Source organism: Roseibium algicola (assembly GCF_001999245.1).
Classification (GTDB): Bacteria; Pseudomonadota; Alphaproteobacteria; order Rhizobiales; family Stappiaceae; genus Roseibium; species Roseibium algicola.
This window is the reverse complement of the sequence record NZ_CP019630.1, coordinates 6049189-6069931: the sequence shown is the minus strand read 5'-3', so window position 1 is coordinate 6069931 and position 20743 is coordinate 6049189. Positions and strand designations below refer to the sequence as shown.

Annotated in this window: 15 protein-coding genes; 6 read left to right on the top strand and 9 right to left on the bottom strand. The window is 57.1% G+C overall.

Features of this window, described 5'->3' with window-relative positions; translation table 11 throughout:
• Positions 1–115 precede the first annotated feature (115 nt).
• Positions 116–826 (top strand): DNA helicase, encoded by a 711-nt coding sequence (locus B0E33_RS28020; RefSeq protein WP_077293035.1) that lies wholly within the window; start codon positions 116–118, stop codon positions 824–826.
• 116 nt (positions 827–942) lie between these two features.
• Here B0E33_RS28020 and B0E33_RS28015 read toward each other — a convergent pair whose 3' ends face one another.
• Positions 943–1413 (bottom strand): nuclear transport factor 2 family protein, encoded by a 471-nt coding sequence (locus B0E33_RS28015; protein ID WP_077293034.1) that lies wholly within the window; start codon positions 1411–1413, stop codon positions 943–945.
• A gap of 392 nt (positions 1414–1805) precedes the next feature.
• On the opposite strand from B0E33_RS28015, the gene B0E33_RS28010 reads away from it, so the two are divergent.
• The gene (locus B0E33_RS28010; RefSeq protein WP_077293033.1) at positions 1806–2375 is read left to right on the top strand and encodes a TetR/AcrR family transcriptional regulator; all 570 of its coding nucleotides are present in this window, start codon (positions 1806–1808) and stop codon (positions 2373–2375) included.
• Between the two features lie 83 nt (positions 2376–2458).
• Here the strand turns inward: B0E33_RS28010 and B0E33_RS28005 are convergent, their stop codons facing one another.
• The 5 genes from B0E33_RS28005 to B0E33_RS27985 form a co-directional block, all read right to left on the bottom strand.
• Complete coding sequence (locus B0E33_RS28005) at positions 2459–3052, bottom strand: L,D-transpeptidase (RefSeq protein WP_077293032.1); 594 nt, start codon at positions 3050–3052, stop codon at positions 2459–2461.
• A gap of 421 nt (positions 3053–3473) precedes the next feature.
• Positions 3474–5111 (bottom strand): fumarate hydratase, encoded by a 1638-nt coding sequence (locus B0E33_RS28000; protein WP_077293031.1) that lies wholly within the window; start codon positions 5109–5111, stop codon positions 3474–3476.
• A gap of 151 nt (positions 5112–5262) precedes the next feature.
• Positions 5263–5820: a YceI family protein gene (locus B0E33_RS27995; RefSeq protein ID WP_022999453.1), complete on the bottom strand. Its 558-nt coding sequence runs from the start codon at positions 5818–5820 to the stop codon at positions 5263–5265.
• A gap of 23 nt (positions 5821–5843) precedes the next feature.
• Entirely contained in the window at positions 5844–6428 is a 585-nt protein-coding gene (locus tag B0E33_RS27990) for a cytochrome b (RefSeq protein WP_077293030.1), read from the bottom strand.
• A 52-nt stretch (positions 6429–6480) separates the two neighbouring features.
• Positions 6481–7065, bottom strand: coding sequence for a YceI family protein (locus B0E33_RS27985; protein WP_022999451.1), 585 nt, complete (start codon positions 7063–7065; stop codon positions 6481–6483).
• Between the two features lie 423 nt (positions 7066–7488).
• On the opposite strand from B0E33_RS27985, the gene B0E33_RS27980 reads away from it, so the two are divergent.
• The 4 genes from B0E33_RS27980 (at position 7489) to B0E33_RS27965 (ending at position 13908) form a co-directional block, all read left to right on the top strand.
• Entirely contained in the window at positions 7489–8208 is a 720-nt protein-coding gene (locus B0E33_RS27980) for a glycerophosphodiester phosphodiesterase family protein (RefSeq protein ID WP_077293029.1), read from the top strand.
• A 518-nt stretch (positions 8209–8726) separates the two neighbouring features.
• The gene (locus B0E33_RS31680) at positions 8727–9668 is read left to right on the top strand and encodes a FecR domain-containing protein (RefSeq protein WP_439126695.1); all 942 of its coding nucleotides are present in this window, start codon (positions 8727–8729) and stop codon (positions 9666–9668) included.
• A 336-nt stretch (positions 9669–10004) separates the two neighbouring features.
• Positions 10005–11066, top strand: coding sequence for a FecR domain-containing protein (locus B0E33_RS27970; protein WP_228148045.1), 1062 nt, complete (start codon positions 10005–10007; stop codon positions 11064–11066).
• Positions 11067–11142: 76 nt separating this feature from the next.
• A complete protein-coding gene (locus B0E33_RS27965) occupies positions 11143–13908 on the top strand; it encodes an EAL domain-containing protein (protein ID WP_208997728.1) in 2766 nt (921 codons plus the stop codon).
• A gap of 33 nt (positions 13909–13941) precedes the next feature.
• Here the strand turns inward: B0E33_RS27965 and B0E33_RS27960 are convergent, their stop codons facing one another.
• The 3 genes from B0E33_RS27960 to B0E33_RS27950 all read right to left on the bottom strand — a co-directional run bounded on the left by B0E33_RS27960 (position 13942) and on the right by B0E33_RS27950 (position 20742).
• Complete coding sequence (locus tag B0E33_RS27960) at positions 13942–15399, bottom strand: NAD-dependent succinate-semialdehyde dehydrogenase (RefSeq protein WP_077293028.1); 1458 nt, start codon at positions 15397–15399, stop codon at positions 13942–13944.
• Positions 15400–15826: 427 nt separating this feature from the next.
• Complete coding sequence (locus tag B0E33_RS27955) at positions 15827–16198, bottom strand: helix-turn-helix domain-containing protein (protein WP_228148044.1); 372 nt, start codon at positions 16196–16198, stop codon at positions 15827–15829.
• A 197-nt stretch (positions 16199–16395) separates the two neighbouring features.
• Positions 16396–20742 carry a translocation/assembly module TamB domain-containing protein gene (locus tag B0E33_RS27950; RefSeq protein ID WP_077293027.1) on the bottom strand — a complete coding sequence of 1449 codons (4347 nt, stop codon included), beginning with the start codon at positions 20740–20742 and terminating at the stop codon, positions 16396–16398.
• Position 20743 lies beyond the last annotated feature (1 nt).

Genomic DNA, 20743 nt, shown 5'->3' with positions numbered 1-20743 from the left:
CCCTCCATCAGGAGCAGCAGCCGAACTGCAGGGTCGTTTCATACTGGCAACCAGACGATCGTGCGTTCGCATAAGGAGGGACTGCGGCTGATGCACGCGATCTGGAGGTCGCACCATGAAACTCACTGCACCCGTTTTCCGCCTAAAGCGTGAAGCCCGAACACTCGCCCGCAACAAATCCATCGCGTTGAGCCGCGCATTGGACGCAATTGCTGTTCGCGAAGGTTTCAGAAGCTGGAGCCATCTCGCGTCTGCGGTACGCGACCAAGGCCCGTCGGTCAGGCTTTTGTCAGCGCTTGAACCCGGCGATATGGTCATCCTTGGTGCACGGCCGGGGCACGGCAAAACAGTGCTGGGGCTCGAGTTGCTTGCAGAAGCGGCCAAGGCCGGTCGAACGTCCGTGTTCTTTTCGTCAGAATGTTCTTATCGCGATGTTCGTATGAAGCTATCCGCCAGCGGATACCGCGATCCGGAAAAATCGGGATCGTTCCGGATTAGGCTTTCCGACAACGTCTGCGCCGAGAATATTGAAGAGACGCTGGCTGACGCTGTGCCGGGCTCCATTGCCGTCATCGATTATCTTCAGGTCATGGACCAGCATCGCTCGCAGCCACCGCTCGGTGCGCAGATCGAGGAGCTGAGACAATTTGCAAACAAGCGGCGTATCACGCTCGTCTTCCTGTCGCAGGTCCACAGAAGCTTTGATCCCGAGATCCGGTCACTGCCAGGGTTCTCCGATATCCGCACAACCAATCCTGTCGATCTATCGCACTTCGACAAGGGCTGTTTTCTGCACGACGGCGAGATGATGCTGTCCGGACATTGAGTTGCCCTTCCGGTCTTTTCGATCACCGGCCGGTGTCCTGCTGAACGCAGGGCACCGGTTGCTTGAACGTCTTGAAACGTTCCGGGCTTTCGCGGGCTAATTAGAGTTGTGGCTGGCTAAAGTCCGAGTTCACTCAGGCCAGGATGGTCTGCCGGGCGCGGGCCCTGAGGCCAGTGCATCTTGCGATCATTCGTGGAAATGGCGAGATCATTGATGCTGGCAAATCGGCGATGCATCAGGCCATTGGGTGCGAACTCCCAATTCTCGTTGCCGTAGGAGCGGTACCATTGTCCGGCCGCATCGTGCCATTCGTAGGCAAAGCGAACAGCGATCCGGTTGCCGGCAAAGGTCCACAGTTCCTTGATCAGGCGGTACTCCTGCTCCCTCTGCCATTTGCTGGTGAGGAATTCCACCACTTGCTCCCGCCCAACCGGAAAGTCCGACCGGTTCCGCCAAATGGTGTCCGGTGTATAGGCTAGCGAAACCTTCTCCGGGTTCCGGCTGTTCCAGCCGTCTTCCGCGGCACGCACCTTCTGGCGGGCGGTCTCAAGGGTAAAAGGCGGCAGCGGGGGTCGCTGTTCTGTCATCGCGCAAGCTCCAGGGTCTGAATTTGAGGAGACGAGGCCAACCCCGCATGAAGGCGGGCGTCCAGCGGCTGGGGGGCCGGGGTCAAGGCTGATGTGATCACAAGTACCCCGGCAACAAGTGCACCGAAGAGATAGAAGCCGCGCGGATATGCAGGTCTTGGTGAGAACATGGGTTTGCCTCGCAGTGTTAAACAGATAAAAGTGTACCGATCTGTTCAGTTACGAGTTATATATGTACCGATCTGTACATGATGGCAAGGCGCTAACTTCGTGCCTGAGATCATTAAACCGTGAGGAGATCGTGTTTCGGCAGTTTGGGCAGCACCTATTTTGGGCATCTTGAACGATCGCAGATGTTTGACTATTTACAAGTCAGTACAGAAAGGAAGCTCATGCGACCAAGCAAACGCGATGAACTGGTACGCAAGTCTCTGGCTGTCTTTTACAGAGACGGTTTCCATGCGACCGGCATGGATACGCTTGTTGCTGAAACAGGCATCTCCAAGACGACGATGTTCAAGCATTTCAGAACCAAGGATGATCTGATCCTGGCGGTGTTGAGATACCGGGACGAGACTTTCCGGAACTGGTTCCTGCGCAGGCTGGATGAACGCGATCTTTCGCCAAAGCAAAAGCTCCTCGCAGTTTTTGATATTCTGAAAGAGTGGTTCGAAGAACCCGGTTTCCAGGGATGTATGTTCATCAAGGCATCGGCTGAGTTTCAGGACCCCGTACACCCTGCATATGCCCAGTCCACCGAACACAAGCGCCTGCTTCTGTCGGCACTCAGGAGCCTTGCGGAAAAGGCGGGGGCTCGCGAGGCGGATCTGCTGGCACGTCAAATCCTCCTTCTCAAGGAGGGGGCAATCGTTGGCGCTCAAATGGGGTTCGACCCGGATCCGTCAGGTGCGGCAAAGAACGCGGCAGCGGTGCTGATCGATGCCCACATCCCGGAAAATTGATCAAGTCTGTCATTTTGAAGTGAGCATCAAATAAAAAAGCCGGGCAGGGCCCGGCTTTATTTCTTGATAATTGGTGCCGCAGTTTAGCGCTTTACGATGACCTTCGAACCGACAGTCACGCTGTTGTAGAGGTGGATCACGTCTTCATTTGCCAGACGGATACAGCCGGAAGAGACAGCCGAACCGATGGTCCACGGCTCAGTCGTGCCGTGAATGCGGTAGAGGGTCGAGCCGATGTACATCGCGCGAGCACCCATCGGGTTGTTCGGTCCACCCGGCATGTAAGCCGGAAGGATACGGCCTTTCGCACGTTCACGAGCACGCATCTGTGCAGGCGGGGTCCAGCTCGGCCATTCAGCCTTGCGGGTGATGCGGTGCGTGCCGGCCCACTGGAAGCCATCCTTGCCAACGCCGACGCCATATTTCATGGCCTTGCCACCAGGCAGGACATGATAAAGACGGCGCTCGGAGGTATCAATGACGATCGTGCCTGCAGGGTACGGGCCATCATATTTCACGCGCTTGCGTTTGACCGGGGACGGGCCGCCCGGGTGATATTTCGGAGTGACCCAGGTGTTCGTGCTGTGGTCAAAGTAGCCATATCGCGGAGCTGCCTGAGCGGTCAGCGCAAAAGCGCCCGCCAGAACCGCAACCATTACAAAAAAAAGTTTCTTCATTCCGATCCCCCATCAGCATCGGGCTGGTGCCTCAACGATGCGATTCTCAATCAAAGTGACGTTACGAAAATGTCCTTGCCGCACTCTTAATTATTATGTCGCAAAACGGCGTTCGGGAAAATCTCACGTTGATGTGACCACCGACCATGTCCTGCGTCTGTGCTGAAATTGCAACGGATTTTTCGTGAAAAACGCGATGAAGACGCGTTCGCTCGCTGAGATTGTGGAATTTGCCCGCCTTGGCATAAATCGTCAGCTATCTTTGATCCGGATTGGGCGATTCTGCGCCTGTTTCCGAATCGTATGACCGCGATTCAGATCGCGCCAAAACGGCGCGTGGCTACTGTTGTTGGTCTGTCGACAGACAAAAAAGAACCCGCGGCAAAAGCCGCGGGTCTGGTGTTTTCAGCTGAAGCGGCGTTCAGCCGAGGTTCAATTCCTTGAAGAAGTCGTTGCCCTTGTCATCAATGACGATAAAGGCCGGGAAATCCTCGACTTCGATTCTCCAGACGGCTTCCATGCCCAGTTCCTCGAACTCGACCACTTCCACCTTTTTGATACAATCCTGCGCAAGGCGAGCGGCCGGACCGCCGATGGAGCCGAGATAAAACCCGCCATGAGCCTGGCAGGCGCGGCGCACCTGAGCGGAACGGTTGCCTTTGGCCAGCATGACCATGGAACCGCCGGCTGCCTGGAACTGATCGACGTAAGCGTCCATGCGTCCTGCGGTTGTCGGACCGAACGAACCTGAAGGCATTCCCTCCGGTGTCTTGGCCGGGCCAGCGTAATAGATCGGGTGGTTCTTGAAATAGTCGGGCAGGGGCTCGCCGCTTTCCAGCCGGTCGCGCAGCTTGGAATGGGCAAGGTCGCGGGCAACGATCAGCGGTCCGGAAAGCGACAACCGGGTCTTGATCGGGTGTTTGGAAAGTTCGCCCAGGATTTCGGACATCGGCCGGGTCAGGTCGACCTTGACCACATTGTCGGACAGGTGGTCGTCGGTGACCTCCGGCAGGTATTTTTCCGGGTGCATCTCGAGCTGTTCCAGGAAAATACCGTCTTTCGTGATCTTGCCGACGGCCTGCCGGTCCGCAGAGCAGGACACGGCGAGGCCGATTGGCAAGGACGCGCCGTGACGCGGCAGGCGGATGACACGCACATCGTGGCAGAAATACTTGCCGCCGAATTGGGCGCCGACGCCGGTTGCCTGGGTCAGTTTGTGGATCTCGGCTTCCAGCTCAAGGTCACGGAAGGCATGTCCGAGTTCCGACCCTTGCGTCGGCAGACCGTCAAGATAGCGGGCCGAAGCCAGTTTTGCTGTCTTGAGGTTCATTTCCGCAGACGTGCCGCCGATGACGATCGCAAGGTGATAGGGCGGGCAGGCAGCAGTACCGAGTGTGAGGATCTTTTCCTTGAGGAATTCCACCAGCCGGTCATGGGTCAGCAGGGATGGTGTGCCCTGGAACAGGAAGGTCTTGTTGGCCGAACCGCCACCCTTGGCCATGAACAGGAACTTGTAGGCATCTTCACCTTCTGCATAGAGCTCGATCTGTGCCGGCATGTTGTTGCTCGTGTTCTTTTCTTCGAACATCGAAATCGGCGCGAGCTGGGAATACCGCAGGTTCTTCTTGAAATAGGCGTCTCGGGAACCTTCGCCGAGTGCGGCTTCGTCCGACCCGTCGGTCCAGACCCGGCGGCCCTTCTTGCCCATGATGATTGCGGTGCCCGTGTCCTGGCACATCGGCAGAACACCGTGGGAGGCGATGTTCGCGTTTTTCAGGAGGTCAAACGCAACGAATTTGTCGTTCTCGGTCGCTTCCGGATCTTCCAGGATCTTCTTCAGCTGTTCCAGGTGGCCTGGACGCAGGAAATGGTTGATGTCCTTGAAAGCCTCTTCGGCAAGAAGGCGTAGACCTTCAGCTTCGACAACCAGTACCTCTTCGCCGTTGAAATCGGCTGTCTTGACGTGGTCCGACGTCAGTTTCCGATACGGGGTCTTGTCTTCTCCCTGAGGGAAAAGGGCGCTGTGCTGATAAGCTGGAGGTGTGAGCGGAGCGTTCATAGGAGGCTTTCCTGATCTGGCTGCTTCCCGTCACATCGGGAAGCGCTGGAACGTTGAGTGCTGTTCTCATACGGCAAAAAGGCTGCGGACGCCAAGTGCCGCAGCCTGATCAAATGGTCGGAGCCGGAAGTCTTGTTTGCCGAACGCGATGTCAGCGGATCGCCGTAAGATCCAGGGTAACGGTGACGATATCTCCGACCGTGTCGGTGCCGACGCCGCTGCCAAGCTGATAGTCGAGCCTGTTGACAATGGCCGTCCCCTTGGCTGTGGCGGTGTCGCCCGCGATGTCCAGAGTGAAATCCATCTCGACCGGCTGGGAAATTCCCTTGATGGAGAGCGTGCCCTGTGCCCGGTAGCTGTTGCCTTCGACAAGTTCGACAGTGTCGGACGTGAATTCGGCCGTCGGGAAGTCCCCGGCGTTGAACCAGTCCTTGCCAGGCAGGGTGCCATCGAACTGGGCGTTGCCGGTGGTGGCGCTCATGGGTTTGATTTCAGCGCTGATCTTGGCGGTCTCAGGGGCCGCAGGATCAAAATCGATGTCTGCTTCCCACGACGCGAAGACGCCAGTCAGCGTGCCGCCGCCCTGTTTGACTTCAAAGCCGAGCTTGCTCTTGTCCGGATCGACTTTCCAGGTGTCGGCAAACGCCGGTGCGGTGAAGGTCGTCGCCGACAGGACTGCAACGGCATATGTAAAATGCTTCAATGTCATCTGCGGATTTCCAGTTCGTGTTGTCAGCTATCGGCCTTGGCGGGTGCGGTTGAAATCATGCGTTTCAACGTGGCGTCGCGGGCGATGAAGTGGTGTTTCAGCGCAGCTGCGACATGGACGGCAATCAGCGCAATCAGCAGATAGGCGCCGTATTCATGCAGCAGCTTGAAGAAGGTTTCCGCCTGTTCCTGCGAACCAAGCACACCTGGAACCGGCAGATGCGGCACTGGCCAGGTGTTGAACAGGATGGTCGGAATGCCCCACGGCGAGGCCGATACCATGAACCAGCCGGTCAGTGGCAGAGCAAACAGAAGCGCGTACAGGCCGACATGCCCCAGATGCGCCCCGGCCTTTTCCAGCGGGTGCATGTTGTCAGGCAGTTTCGGCGAAGGATTGAGAAGGCGCCAGACAAGACGGAGCACGGCAAGCGTCAGAACCACAAAGCCGATCGACTTGTGCAACTGATAGAGCTCAAAGGTTGCCTGTTCGGTCGGGGGAAGCTGGTGCATGTAGAGGCCGAGGCCAAGCATGCCGATGATCAAGACTGCCATCGTCCAATGGAACGCAATGGCGATTCTTCCATACCCGGTTGAAGTGTTGCGCAGCATGGCGGCTCCTGGAAAACGGAGGCCGGTCTGTCCGGCCTCCGAGGGTGTTCACTTAGTTGGTCGCGTCGGACTTGAGCGCTTCGGAATGGAAGGTCACGGTAATGTCGTCACCTACATAGGGAACATACATGTCCATTCCATAGTCGGAACGCTTCAGAACTGTGGAAACGGCAAAACCGGCAGCTTCCTTCTTCGCCATCGGGTGCTCACCAAGTGCTGTGACATCAACGGTCAGGGTCACCGGCTTGGTGATGTCCTTGATGGTCAGGTCGCCGGTCACTTCCAGCTGGTTGTCACCGGTCTTTTCGACCTTGGTGCTCTTGAAGGTCGCCTTCGGAAATTTTTCAGCGTCAAAGAAGTCCGCGCTCAGGAAGTGCGCGTTGCGCTCTGCCCAGAACGTGTCGAGGCTGCCGACGTCGATCGTGAATTCGATGGAGGAATTGGCAGGCGTGTCCTTGTCAATCAGCAGCGTGCCTTCCCATTCGCCGAAACGGCCTTCGGTCGTGGAGTAGCCAAGGTGGTTATAGGAGAAAGCCAGGTTGGCGTGGGACTTGTCGAAGTCGTAGGCCACCGGTTCGGCAAGGGCGGTGCCTGCGACGAGGGACAGGGCAAGCGCAGAAGCTGCGAGACGGATCATGATCAAACCTCATAGATGTTACCAGAAGCGTTCGCTCATGAACGCTGCAGACTGGAACATAGGAAGAAAATTGTGCGGTGCAATTTGACTGACTGTTCGTAAATGCTGAACAATAATTCAGTTGATTTCTTCACCGTTAACTGTGTGGCTTTGGAAAGATTTTCAAGCGTCAGGGGGATAGAACGTCGACCCTGCGGTATTGGGGGAGAATCGCGATAGAGTTCCGAGCCTGAAGTGAATTGTCCAGTCATTCAATTAAGGGTTGTCGCGGCCAGTAAGCACATGAAATTGCGAGGGAAGTTGCAGTGTCATCATTTCATCAAGAATTTCAGGCACCTGTTTCATCGACTTCCCTCTAGAGTGGCCGTTTGCCAGCCCTATCCAAGCTCCGGATATCACTCTGGAGACACAGGAGACCTAACCGTGAAACAAGCCGTCGTTGTGTGCCACCGCGGAGCCAGCCTTCAGGCTCCGGAAAACACGATTGCCTCGCTCGAGGGAGCAATTGCGCTTGGCGCCGAGGTTGTCGAGTTGGATGTTCGACCGTCCAGGGATGGCATCCTCTACGTGATGCACGATGCAACTGTTGACCGGACGACGGATGGAAGTGGCCGAATTTCGGATATGACTTCCGACGAAATTGACCGTCTTGATGCAGGAAACTGGTTCAAGGAGACCTTCAAGGGCGAGCGAGTTCCAAGGCTCGATGCGTTTCTGGATACCTGCAAGGGCCGTATTGGCACCTATGTTGAGATCAAGGAAGGCGACCCAGCGGAAATTCGCGACATGCTGGCAGTCCGCGGCATGCTGAGTGACGCCTGGACGTTTTCGTTCGATCAGGCAATCCGCGCTGAAGCCCGTGCAAAGGTACCGGATCTGCGACGCATGGTTCTTTACGCTCACGTTGGTTCGGTCGAGCGCGCCGTTGCCCAGGGTGCGCATATCCTGGAATTCCATGAAGATGACCTGGAAGAGAACCTCATAAACGAGGCAAAGCAGGCCGGATTGATTACGCAGATGTTCTACGCCGGGTCTGAACGAGCCGTTTTCGAGAAAGCCGTGCGCTGCGGCGTCGAGCAAATGAACATCGACCAGGTCGAAATTTTCAAGTCCGTGGAAAAAGAGCTTTTGGCAACCGTCTGACGCTTCGGCGTGATGCAACTCGCATTCAGACGGAAATCATTGACTGGCGTGGCCGGGAACCTACGGGTTCCTGGCCGTTTTGTTTTGGAATGATAGAAAAAATATTTTGAGCGTCATACGCCATTTCGATCAGGCATCGCAGGTATCTATGATTGTGATTTTTCTCTAGTTATCCAAAAACACAATCTTAAATAGTTTTAATATTAAAATTTTATCTAATATGGGAAAAAGTTGGAAACGTTGGATGATAGAACAATTTTTACTAAAAGAATGAAATAAAAAGGTTTCCCATTATAATTCAAGTCTTGTTAACGGGGGCGGAATAGCTTGCCGAGCTTCTGAAGCCGGGCCAGGAGAGGGCTCCCATGTCCAACAAAATAAACGTCAATCGCTCAGGTCAGGCCAGTTGCATGGCAGCAAAAGCTGATGACGTTGGGCTGTTCTGGGATCGCCGGATGCGGTTGGCAGCGTCGCTTCTGCTGGCTGCCCTTATGGCCTTCTGGTTTTCTCAACAGGCATTGTCGCAAGACGTGGAGACGGGTGGCACGCCGTGGCACTGGTCGGTCGAACGCGTCAGCGGCCGGGTCATGGTGCAAACGCGTACCGGCGAGACCTTTGCTGTCAAGCGTGGCATGACGGTGCGCAAGGGATGGAAGATCAAGACCGGCGGTGGGCGTGTAGTCATCAATCGGGGTGAAGAAACATTCGTTGTTTCTCCAAATTCTGTTGTGACGCTTGAGCCGAAGGGCGTCCTGATCAAGCGAATGGTCGTCTACCAGGACCGTGGCCAGGTAGATGTGGACGTAAAGCGCCGGTGGTATCGGCACTTCAAGGTGGAAACCCCTTTCCTTGCCGCTGTTGTCAAAGGAACTCAGTTCAGGGTTAAGGTCGGCAACAGGACTGCGTCGGTCAATGTGGGTCGGGGCGTTGTCGGTGTTCATGATTTTGCATCCGGAGATCGTGCCGACGTGGGCGCCGGTCAGGCGGCCGCAACTAACCCTTCGCGCCGCGTCGGTCTATCCGTCAGCGGGAAGAACAAGCCTGCGGTGCGTTCTGGCCCCAAACGGGCCCCTTCATTCGAAACGCGCGTAGTGAAAAACGTGCCAGCTACCAAAGCTGAAGCAAGAGCTGCCAATGGCGGCAACCGGGGCAATGCTGGAAATTCCCGCTCGGGGAACAACGGCAATGGCAACTCCGGTGGCAATGGCAACGGAAATTCCGGTGGCAACGGCAATGGCAATTCCGGTGGCAACGGCAATGGCAATTCCGGCGGCAACGGCAATGGCAATTCCGGTGGCAACGGCAATGGCAACTCCGGCAGCAACGGGAATGGCAATTCCGGCGGCAACGGCAATGGCAATTCCGGCGGCAACGGCAATGGCAATTCCGGCGGCAATGGCAATTCCGGCGGCAATGGCAACGGCAATTCCGGTGGCAACGGAAATGGCAAGGGTCGGTAACGCCACTCCGTCTGCGAAAAGGCATCGCCCGGGATATTAAGTCTCGCTGCTGCTGAAGGCGTTCCAGGAATATGACGACAAGCAATCCGTATTGCCGGACGCAAGTCGTGGAGGTCGGGCTGGGTAACTCCGTATGTTACGGAAGATTACCTAGCTCCTTTCTGTTTTGAAGTAGTCGTTTATCGCAACTAGTGACGAGCATAGGCAATATTTTCCGCCTGTCTTCACGTTGGGTTAAACGCTGAAATGCTACACAGGATGTGTAGAGCTCAATAAACCTGTCCGTGGGTTCTGCGCACGGCGTTGACATTCAGTCGTAACGTGTTGAAGAGCAAGATGAAAAAAGACGCTATGTATTCAGTCGAGCGGAAAGCAGGAACACTTCTGCGGGTCCTCTTGCTTGCAGCTCTGGTCCTGTTTCCTGCTGCTGCGAATGCTTCGGACTGGGTCGTCAAACGTGTGTCCGGCATCGTTTATTTCGTTGCGCCTGGCGTGGAGGCTTTCCGTGTCAAAAAGGGCATGGTGTTTGAAAAAGGCTACACCATCGGAACCAGGGCAGGTGCCCGCGCTCTCATAGGCAGAGGCGGCGAAACCATCGCCGTTGGGCCAAACACAACCTTTGCCATGTCATCATTCCGCAGCAATGGAGCAAAGACCACACTGCTGCAGAGAAAGGGGACGATCGAGGTCGATGTTGAAAAGCGGCAGCAGCCGCATTTCACCGTCGAAACCCCGTTTCTTGCCGCTGTGGTGAAAGGTACGCGATTTGAGGTCAATGTCCAGGGCAAGCAGGCTCGCGTTTCCGTCGAACGAGGCGTTGTCGCTGTGGAAGATTTCGCCTCCGGCGACAGGGTGGACCTGACAGCCGGTCAGGCTGCAGCCAGTGCACCGTCAAACCGGGTTGGCTTGTCTGTGAGCGGTCGTACCAAACCGACCGTAAAACCTGGAGCCAAGCGCGCGCCTGCATTTGAAACACCGGCCGTGAAAAACGTGCCATCAAATGCAGCAGAAGCGAAATCGGCGAACTCGAACGGGAATGCCGGCAAAGTCAACAACAATTCCGGCGGCAAAGGTAACAACAATTCCGGCGGCAATGGCAACGGAAATTCCGGTGGTAATGGCAACGGGAATTCTGGCGGAAACGGTAACGGCAATTCCGGTGGCAATGGCAACGGGAATTCCGGCGGCAACGGCAACGGGAATTCCGGTGGCAACGGAAATGGCAATTCCGGAAGCGGTAACAACAACGCAGGCGGAAACGGTAACGGCAATTCCGGTGGTAACGGCAACGGGAATTCCGGTGGCAATGGAAATGGCAATTCCGGGAGCGGCAACAACAATGCCGGCGGGAACGGCAAAGGCAATTCCGGAAACGGAAACGGAAAAAACAAGAATTGACGGTAATCAGGATGCCGCAGGTGCGAGGCTTTGCCTCTGACACCTGAAGTGCGGACTGAGAAAGTGGGCGGTGGGTGTGCTGATCGGAAGCTCTGAACAGCGGAAACGGATAGCGAGCGCGGTCTTGATCGTGGTCGGCGTGATCGCCGCTGTGGCTGTTCTGCGCACGGTTGCCCTGACCACGGCGTTCGACCGGTTTCTATGGGAGTTTCGTTTCCACACGATCGAAAGACCGGTCTCCGGCGACATCGTGGTCGTGGATATCGATGCCAGAAGCCTGAATGAACTCGGCGTATGGCCATTGCCGCGCCGTCTTTATGCCGACCTGACAGATCATCTGGCGGAAGCGGGCGCCCGCGACATCGTATTCGACATCGATTTCAGCTCAGCTTCCAATCCTGAAGATGACACGCTGTTAGCAGCCGCGATCGAGCGCGCCGGTAACGTCAGCCTTGCCGTGTTTCGGCAAGCTGCTTCGGCTGAACAGCACGCTGGGGAAGTCGTCAACCAGCCGATCGAACAGTTTCTGAATGTTGCCTGGCCGGTCGTCGTCATGGTTCCGATGGAAACCGACAGCCGCATCTGGCGAAATCTGTACGGTTTCGAAATCAATGGGAATTCGGAGATCTCTGCCGCGGCTCTCCTGGGTGAGTACACCGGAGACGCAGCCGGAAGTTTCGGCATTGATTACAGTATCTCACTGGAACAGATTGAGCGGGTATCGCTTGTTGATGTCCTGAACAAGTCAGCGGCTCCAGGTCTGTTTCTGGACAAGAAGGTGATCGTCGGTGCAAGTGCGCAGGAGCTTCGCGACCTGTTTCCTGTTCCCGTCTACGATGTTTTGCCGGGAAGCGTAATCCAGGCTCTCGGCGCCGAAACGCTGTTGCAGAACAGGGCCATGGAAGTCAGGGGTGAGGGGATTGCGGTCCTGTGGGCACTCCTTGTTTTCTTCGCTCTGCTTCTGACGAAAATCGAAGGCTGGTCCCTCAAGATCAGCATTCTGGCACTCTGTGCGATCATGTTTGAAATTGGTGCCATTGCCATCCAGAAGTCGGCTCCCGTTCTTGTGCCGACCGCAAGTTCGCATCTCATTCTGCTTTTGGCAGCCGCAAGCATCGTCCTGCGGGAACTGGGCTTTCACAAGTTCCTCTCGCACATCGCCAACGTCAGACGCCGCAACAGCGAGCGTATGCTCGGTCTTGTCTTCGACGACAGCTTTGATGCAATCGTCGTCCTTCAGAATGACGGTCGTGTCTCCGCTGCAAGCCAAATGGCCCGATCGTTGTTCCAAAGCGATGCTCTTGTCGGTAAGCCTGCCAGGAATGTACTGCCGCTGGAGCTGGTTGAAGAAGCTTTGTCAGTTCTTGCCGACCCCGGAAACCGTCAGCCGGTGGCCAAGATCCTGGACATGCGCCTGGATGACGGAAGACGCCGGTTTATCGAATATGTCGTCACGCGCTCGGAGCGCACGGTCGCGAAATCTAAGAAACTGCGCGATATGGAAATCGAAGCGGTCGCCTGTCTGACATGTCGGGATGTGACGGAAGAAAAGGAATCCGCGGAACGCCTTGCTTATCTCGCACGGTTCGATCCAAGCACCGGGCTTTTCAACCGGAACGGTTTTGAAGAAGAAGTTGCCGCAACGCTTAAGCTGGCTCGCGGCACGGGCCAGGAAGTGTGTCTGGTTCAGTTCGCGATTGCCAATTTCGATCAGATCGTTGCTTCGCTCGGATTTTCCTACGGTGACCAGCTTCGTGAAACGGTCGCGATGCGTCTGAAAAGCCATCTTTCCGCTCGCACGACATGGGCAGCCATTACAGCAGATGTTTTTGCAGGCGTATTTCGCTGTGAGCCGGATCAGGATCTGGCGCTGATCGAGTCACTCCAGGAAGTGATCGGCGAGGATTACAAGATCGAAGGCGCCAGGATCTCGGTGCAGCTCAAGTTCGGGTACATCGTTTCCAGTGGAGACATGACACCCGAGCATCTTTTGAAGAAATCCGGCAATGCCCTTGCCAAAGTCCGGCGAAACAACCGGTCGCCGGTCCTGCGTTTTCTGCCGGAGATGGACGCAGCGCTGCAGCGTCGGCGCCAACTGGAGACGGAACTCTTCAAGGCAATCGTCCGCGACGAACTGCACATGGTCTATCAGCCACTCACCAACCTGGCCGACCGGTCGATCTTCGGTGTGGAGGCATTGCTGCGATGGGACCATCGGGAACTGGGACCGATCTCACCCGCCGAGTTTGTTCCGATTGCCGAGGAGAATGGTTATATCGTGGAATTGGGTGCCTGGGCATTGAACAGGGGAATGAAGGAAGCGCTGACCTGGTCGAGCCACCTCCGTCTGTCCATCAATGTGTCGGCCATACAGTTCAGTCGCGGCAATCTTGTTGCCACTGTCGGCGAGGCGCTGCAAAGAACGGGCTTTCCTTCGGACCTACTGGATCTGGAAATCACGGAATCCCTGTTCATCGATGAAACGCTCGACCTGAAGTTTGCCATGGAAGAAATGCGGGCGTTCGGCTGCAGCTTCTCACTGGACGACTTTGGGACCGGCTATTCTTCACTCGGCTACCTGCCCAAGTATCCGTTCTCGAAGATCAAGCTCGACAAGACGTTTGTTCGCCAGTCGATCGCCAGCAAACAGGACATCTCCGTGATCGAGGCAGTGCTGCATATGGCGAAGGGCTATGGAATGTCCGTCATTGTCGAGGGCATCGAAACCGGTGAACAGGCAGAGCGGCTTCGCGAACTGGGCTGCAAGTACGGTCAGGGCTACCTTTTCGGGCGGCCCATGAGTTCCGCCAATCTCCAGTCGACATTGCTCAACGCAGCGTAATGCGTCCCGGCGTTGGGCCGGGACGCAAGGCAATTACATGCCGAGGCCGCCGATGCAGCTGTATTTCACGTTCAGATAATCGTCCAGGCCGTACTTCGAGCCTTCGTTGCCCATGCCGCTGTCCTTGACGCCGCCAAAGGGGGCAACCTCTGTCGTGATGACGCCTTCGTTGACCCCGACAAGACCGTACTGAAGCTGTTCCATGACGCGGAAAGTGCGGCCAAGATCCTTGGTATAGAAGTAGCAGGCGAGGCCGAATTCGGTGTCATTGGCAAGTCGCACCGCTTCTTCTTCAGTGTCGAACTTGAACAGAACGGCAAGCGGACCAAAGGTTTCTTCGCGCGCCACCTTCATATCGGACGTCGCCTTGGTGATCAGTGTCGGCTCGAAAAACGTTCCCGGGCCGTTGGGGCGATGCCCGCCAGTAATCAGTTCACCACCCTTGGACAGCGCATCCTGCACGTGATCGGCGACCTTTTCGACAGCAGCTTCGTTGATCAGCGGGCCTTGGGTCGTTCCGGCTTCAAGACCGTTGCCGACCTTCAGCTGCGCTGCCATCGCGTCCTTCAGCTTCTGGGCAAAAGCGTCGTAGACGCCGGCCTGCACATAGAGCCTGTTGGCACAGACACAGGTCTGCCCGGAGTTGCGAAACTTGCTGGCAATTGCTCCTTCGACGGCCTTGTCGAGGTCGGCATCGTCGAAAACGATAAAAGGCGCGTTGCCCCCGAGCTCCATGGAGATCTTCTTCATGTTGCGGCCAGCATTCCCGGCCAGCAGCTTGCCGACACGGGTTGAACCGGTGAACGTCAGTTTCCGCAGCACGGGGTTCTCGCACATCTCCTCGCCAATCGCCGGAGCGTCACCAGTGATGATGTTGATCACGCCATTGGGAAGACCGGACTTCTCCGCCATCACCCCGTAGACCAGCGCCGAATAAGGGGTGAATTCTGCAGGCTTCATCACCATTGTGCAGCCGGAGGCCAGGGCTGCGCCAAGCTTGCGGGCAATCATCGAATTCGGAAAATTCCAGGGAGTGATAGAGCCGACGACCCCGACGGGTTCCTTGGTCACCAGAATGCGGCGGTCTGCCCAGGGCGAGGGGATGGTGTCGCCATAAACCCGTTTGCCTTCCTCGGCAAAGAAACGGATGTATTTCACACCAAGCGCAATTTCGCCTTTGGCTTCTGCAAGCGGCTTGCCCATTTCCGTGGTCAGGAGGGCGGCCAGGTCGTCCAGGTCGGCCATGATGGCATCGCAGAGAGCGTGCATATGGTTGGCCCGTGCCTCCGCCGTCAGCGCTTTCCAGGCAGGAAGCGCGGCCTCGGCAGCCGCAATCGCCCTTGCGGTTTCAGGACGCCCGCAAAAGGGAACGGTTCCGATCGTCTCTCCGGTCGCAGGGTTGGTTACGGCGACGGTCTGTCCGCTGTCCGCATCGCTCCATGCGCCGCCGATAAACACTTTTTCCTTCAAGAGTGCAGCATTCAATGACATGGGTAGTTTCCTGAACCGTGAGAGGGGCAGACGCTGGTGGTCTGACGGATCGCCCGGCAGAGAGTGCATTCTGACGAACGCGAGGAGCGGAGCCAGAAAGGCTGGAGGGTCCAGCTTTCGGGCCTTCGCTCGATTCCGGCCAGGAAATCGTTGACCTAGAGATAGGGGGGAGGCGCGAGGTCTGGCAAGCGCTTTTCCCAGTCAAGCGTACTAGTGCCGGAAAATAGCGGGCAGACAAACAAGCAGTCAGGCCATGGTCTGGCGACCCAAGAGGGGCGGGGATGCGGATGATGCACTTAACGCCTGCGCCGAAGGACGCCAGTCCCCTTGCTTTGCAGAATTTTGAGCCAAGCAAATCAAGCGCTTGAAAACGGCCACCTTTTTATTGGCGGCCGTCACAAGAAGATTGGTTAGTCAGCGAAATGGATCAGCCTTCAAGACGATCCTGTAGCGTGGCAATCTCGTCGGCAAGTGCCTGAGCCTGGCGTTGAACCCTGTCGAGGGCAACACGCATGCTGTCGAGATCGGAGGTCGTGCTGCTTTCCGAAACCGGCGGTGTCCCCCGGCCAACCAGCAGCCACGTCGGGCTTACATTCAAGATACCGGCAAGCAAAACGAGTTTGTTGGAACGCGGCTCGGACCGGTCACTTTCCCAGCTCTGCAGGGTGGATGTCTTGATGCCCAGCCGACGTGCAAGCTGGGCGGTCGAAAGATTGGAGGCATCGCGCGCCTTGCAGATCCGTTCACCCAGAGTGTAGTCACTGCTGTTCACCGACATGATTGCACCCCCGTCATTCACGGCTGTCTCCGTCACCGAAAAAACGGTTTCCTCCGGATGGGACGGAGTATTTCTCATAAATTGTTTGGTCATGGCGGGCACACTCGCACGAGACACAAGTGCACCGCAACCGTTGGCGGGCAATTTGTCGCAATCGCGGTTTCCAGCGGCGGCTACACGCTTCGCCCCTGTCAGATTTGCCGGGAACGGGAGTAGGCTCAATACTCGCGTTCAAAAAAGATACCGGCCTTAGAAGATCCGTCCGCACCGACTTCACCACGGACCTTCAGGCCGCGGTCCAGGTCAATGTCGACCTTCACCCGGCTGGAACCGGTACCCGTGCCTTGTTCAACGCCGACGTAGATGTTGTCATTGATGTATTTGCCGACAGCGACAGAAGGGCCGTTGTCCCCGTCCGTGTTGATGTCGATGGCATCCAGGCCCAGAGACTTCCGGATCGTGGCAAGCGGTCCGTTGTCGCTGCCCCCGGTGAGGGTGGCTATGGCCGCCGCAAGCCGTGCCACCTGTGTGGGCGACAGGTTGCCGACGCTCTTGCCGAACAGAAGCAGTGCCAGAACTTCATCTTGCGGAAGTTCGGGGGACGAGGAGAACGCGATCTGGGGATCGTCTGCCTCGCCGCTCACGGTAACGGTGATGGTGGTGTCGCTCACGACTGTCGTCGCCGCAAAGTCGAGGACAGGCGTCAGTGAGCCCTCGAAAGTGGCGTTGCCGCGAGAGAAGATCAGGCGGCGTGTGAGAATGTCGAGCTGGCCACGCTTCAGTCCGAAAGCTCCGATTGCCTGCGGCGAGGCCGTTGTGCCGACGATCTTGAGATTGCCCTGTAGTTCCGCATCAAGACCACGCCCGCGAATGAAGATCCGTCCCGGTGCGGACAGGACGATGTCCAGACGCGGCGGGAAGGTCTTTTGCTGGGTCTGTGTTTGGGAGACTTCGCCACCAAGTTCTGCAACCTGCTGCTGGATCGCCTTGGAAGCATTGATATGCCGAACATCAACGGGAGGTATCGCACCGGGCAGATACTCGGGAATTGAGACGTCCGCCTTGTTGATCGATACCTGACCGCTGATAAGGGCAGATGCGCTGGTAGAAGCAAGCGGACCGGAAACCTTGAGATCCGCATCCACTTCCGCAGTCACCAGGCCAGGATCGACGTAGCGCCCATTGTCCAGTTTCAGGCTGAGATCCGCCGGAAATCCGTCCTTCATGCCAACAGTGCCTGACGCAGACATGGAGCCACCCGTCGCGAGGTCACCGGCAATGCCGTTCAGCGACGCTTCGTTCTGGCTGACAGAAGCCGTGCCGCGAATGTTCTGAACAGTGATACCTGTCGACAGGCTGGTGATCTTCAAACCGTTGGGCGTGGCGGTGATCTGGTAAGTGGGGGCTGCTGCCGAACCGCCGACATTGCCGCTCAGGGCGATTGTACCTTCACCGCGCAAACCTGCCTCGATCATGGGGCGTCTAAGAGCCGCAGTCGGCACGTTGCCATTCAGGGTAAGAGCAATCGGATTGGGTTTCTGCAGCCCGACCGTTCCCGCAGCCGTGAGGTTCAGTCCATTCGGATCGCTGACCTTGGTCGTCTGGTCGATCCGGTTGTCCTTCAATGTGCCTGAGGTCGACAGACTGAGTGCGGCCAGACCGTTGTTTCGCAACTCGTTAGCCGTCAGACCTGTTCCGGAGATCGACCAGGTCGCTTCGGGAGCCGATGAGCTGCCTGAGGCAGATACTTTCCCGGAAAGAGCACCGCCGAGACCAAGTGAGGGTACAAAGGCGTTGGCAAGATTGAGCGGAATGGATGTCAGGTTGGCGTTCAGGTCAAGCGTCTCGCCGGCCTTGCCGGACACCGCAAGCGAGCCATTGCCAAGCTGAAGCTCCAGTGGTTCGATCGTCGCTTCACCGGCCGCATAGGAAATGGTTGTCGGCTGCTTCAACTGGCTGGCGATACCCTGATATCGCATGGCAAGCTCGGACAGGGCGACAACGTAGGAGCCAGCTTCCGGTTCGTTTACCTGCGCTGCAAGCGTCACGCCATCCTTGCCGTTCTTGTCCAGCTTGACGTCTGCCGTGATTGCGGTGCCGCCATTTTGAGGCTGGGCTTGAAGGCTGACCGCATGAACCGGGGTCGCATCTGTCAGGATGTCTGAAAGCTGAATGTCCGCAGTAACGGTTTCCGGCTCGTATGGGGCAGTAAGATTGGCCTTGAGCTTTACGCTGCCGAGACTGACTGCGGGCACGCTGATATCGCTTCCGGTAACGTCGAGTGCGAGTTGCCGCGTTTCCGGATTGGCTGTCACTGTGCCTTGAACACGTCCGGCGATTTCCGTCAGAAGGAGCGGAGAGAGCGAAGCAAGGTCCGGAGCATCGATGTTCAACGTGCCCTTGAGCGTTTCAACAGGCTTGTCGAGGTCTGCCAGAGAAAGTTCACCGGTCACGGTGTTGCCGGCCAGTTTGACGGAAAGCGGGCTGACACTTGCCCCACCGTCCTTGCTGGTAAGCTCGACATCAACGGCAATGGGTTGGCCATTCAGGCTGGCACTGCTGGTAATCTTGGCTGTAGGCGCGGCGGGGTTGGCCGTTGCCTGTGCAGAAAGCTTCAAGTCATCCAGTGGTGTGCCTGCAAGCATGATCTGCTTTGAAGAGGCGACCGCCTGCACTTCAAGCGCGTCGATCGGACCTTCCGTGCTCGCTTCGAGTTCCAGCGAACCGGCAAGTTGCGGATCGACCTTTGCGAGATCGGCAAGGCTGGTCGTCAGGCTGGAACTGAGTTCATTCTGCTGGTAACGGGCATTCCCTTTCGCATCCAGCGCCTTGTTCGAAACAGCGAGACTGGTGACGGAAATATCGTCCACGCCTTGAAGATCGACAGATACGTCGATGCGTGTTTCACCTTCAAGAAGCGCGTCGGCCTGAGGAATTGCCGTCCCGACATCCCTGGTGACGAGAGCGCTGGTGATCGTGCCCGACAGTTGGCTTGGATCAAGATCCAGCGAAAATGTTCCGTTCAAAGCACCGGCCAGATCGCGGCCTGCCAGGCCCGCCAGACGGGAAAGGTCGGCGAGCGAAAGCCTGCCCGATCCGTTGACAGCGTCGGCTGACAGGTTCGTGTCCGACAGAGCAAGCGAGGCGACAGCGGTTGAAAGGGTCAGATCCTTGATCTGGGCCGATTGGGTTGAGCCGTTCACGGCGCCCGTAGCCTTCAATTCAAGTGAACCGGTCAAAGGCTCTGTTTGCGGGGTAATGCCTTCCAGCCTGTCAATGGCGAGCGACAGCGAGAAGGGTGACGTCAGCGTTCCTTCGGAGAGATCTGCTCCATTTCCGAAGGACGACAGCGTGATGGCTCCAGTCCTGGCTTCCGTTGTCTGCAGCGACTTCAGGTCAATCTTGGTTTGCCAGTCGACCGCGGAGCGTTGTCCGGAAACACGTACCGTTCCGGTCAACGGACCAAAGGCAATGCGCCTCTCGCCAAGGTCGAGCGCAATCAGCGCGTCATTCCCGGCACTTACGGCAAGATCCGCCGTGGCGTTGACGGCATCGTTCTCAAGATCAGCCTTTGCTTCCAGAGAAAGCGTTTGTGTTTTCAAGGTCAGGTTGGCCGAAAGAGGGGCGAACTCCGTAGAGAACCTGGCAGCTCCTTTGGCATTTGTCGTTCCGAGCAGAAAGGCTTGTGCCGCGGGAGGTGCAAGCGGCGCGAGATCGCCGTCCAGATCGAAGGCCAGATGCCGTTCGGATGCATTTTCCTCGATTTTTGCCGAACCGGTGACGGTGGTCCTGCCATCGAGAGCCACACTCAGGTTGGCTGCCCAGTCGGTCAGGGGACCATCACCTTTGAGCGACAGATCCAGCGCGGGAAGGTCGGGAACTTCAAGAAGCCGTGCGGCAAGGCCCCCGCGCGGTTCGGACACTTCAATATCGAAGGCAAGCGTTTCGGCGGCGGGTTCAAACTGTGCCTTGGCCACAAGACCGGCTTCTATGCCGTCGATCCGGTGCAGGTCGAGATCGGCAGTGACAAGTGCCGGGTCGAGCGCGAAAGAGCCTGATCCTGCGGCCGTCAGGGAGACAGGTACTCCCAGCAGGGGAGCACCGAGGTTGATTTCGTCAAAGCCCAGACGTTCGAGAGTGACGTTAAATGGCAGCGATACACCGCCCGATGAGTTGCTCTCCTCGGTCACTGCCACCTCTTCAGCCGGTGGCTGGACAGGTGTTCTTTCCAGATCTATCCGGGATGCGGTGAGAGAAGAAATATCGAGATTGCCGGCAAGGAGCCGCATGGGATGCCAGTCGGCGGCAACGTTCTCGACGTTCAGCCAGGTTCCTTCCTTGTCGGCCAGGGAGACCTTGCCGACTTCAGCCTTCAGCCCAAAGCTGATGTACAATTCTTCAATCGTGATGGTCTGATTGTCGGACGAGGCAAGCGTGCTGACGACGCTGGACACAAAGGTGCGGCCCGCCGGCACTTGCAGGGCACAAAGCGCGAGGACGGGAATAGCAATCGCAACCGCGATCAGGAATCCGAAGATTCGCAAGGAAAGTTTCAGAAAACGCATC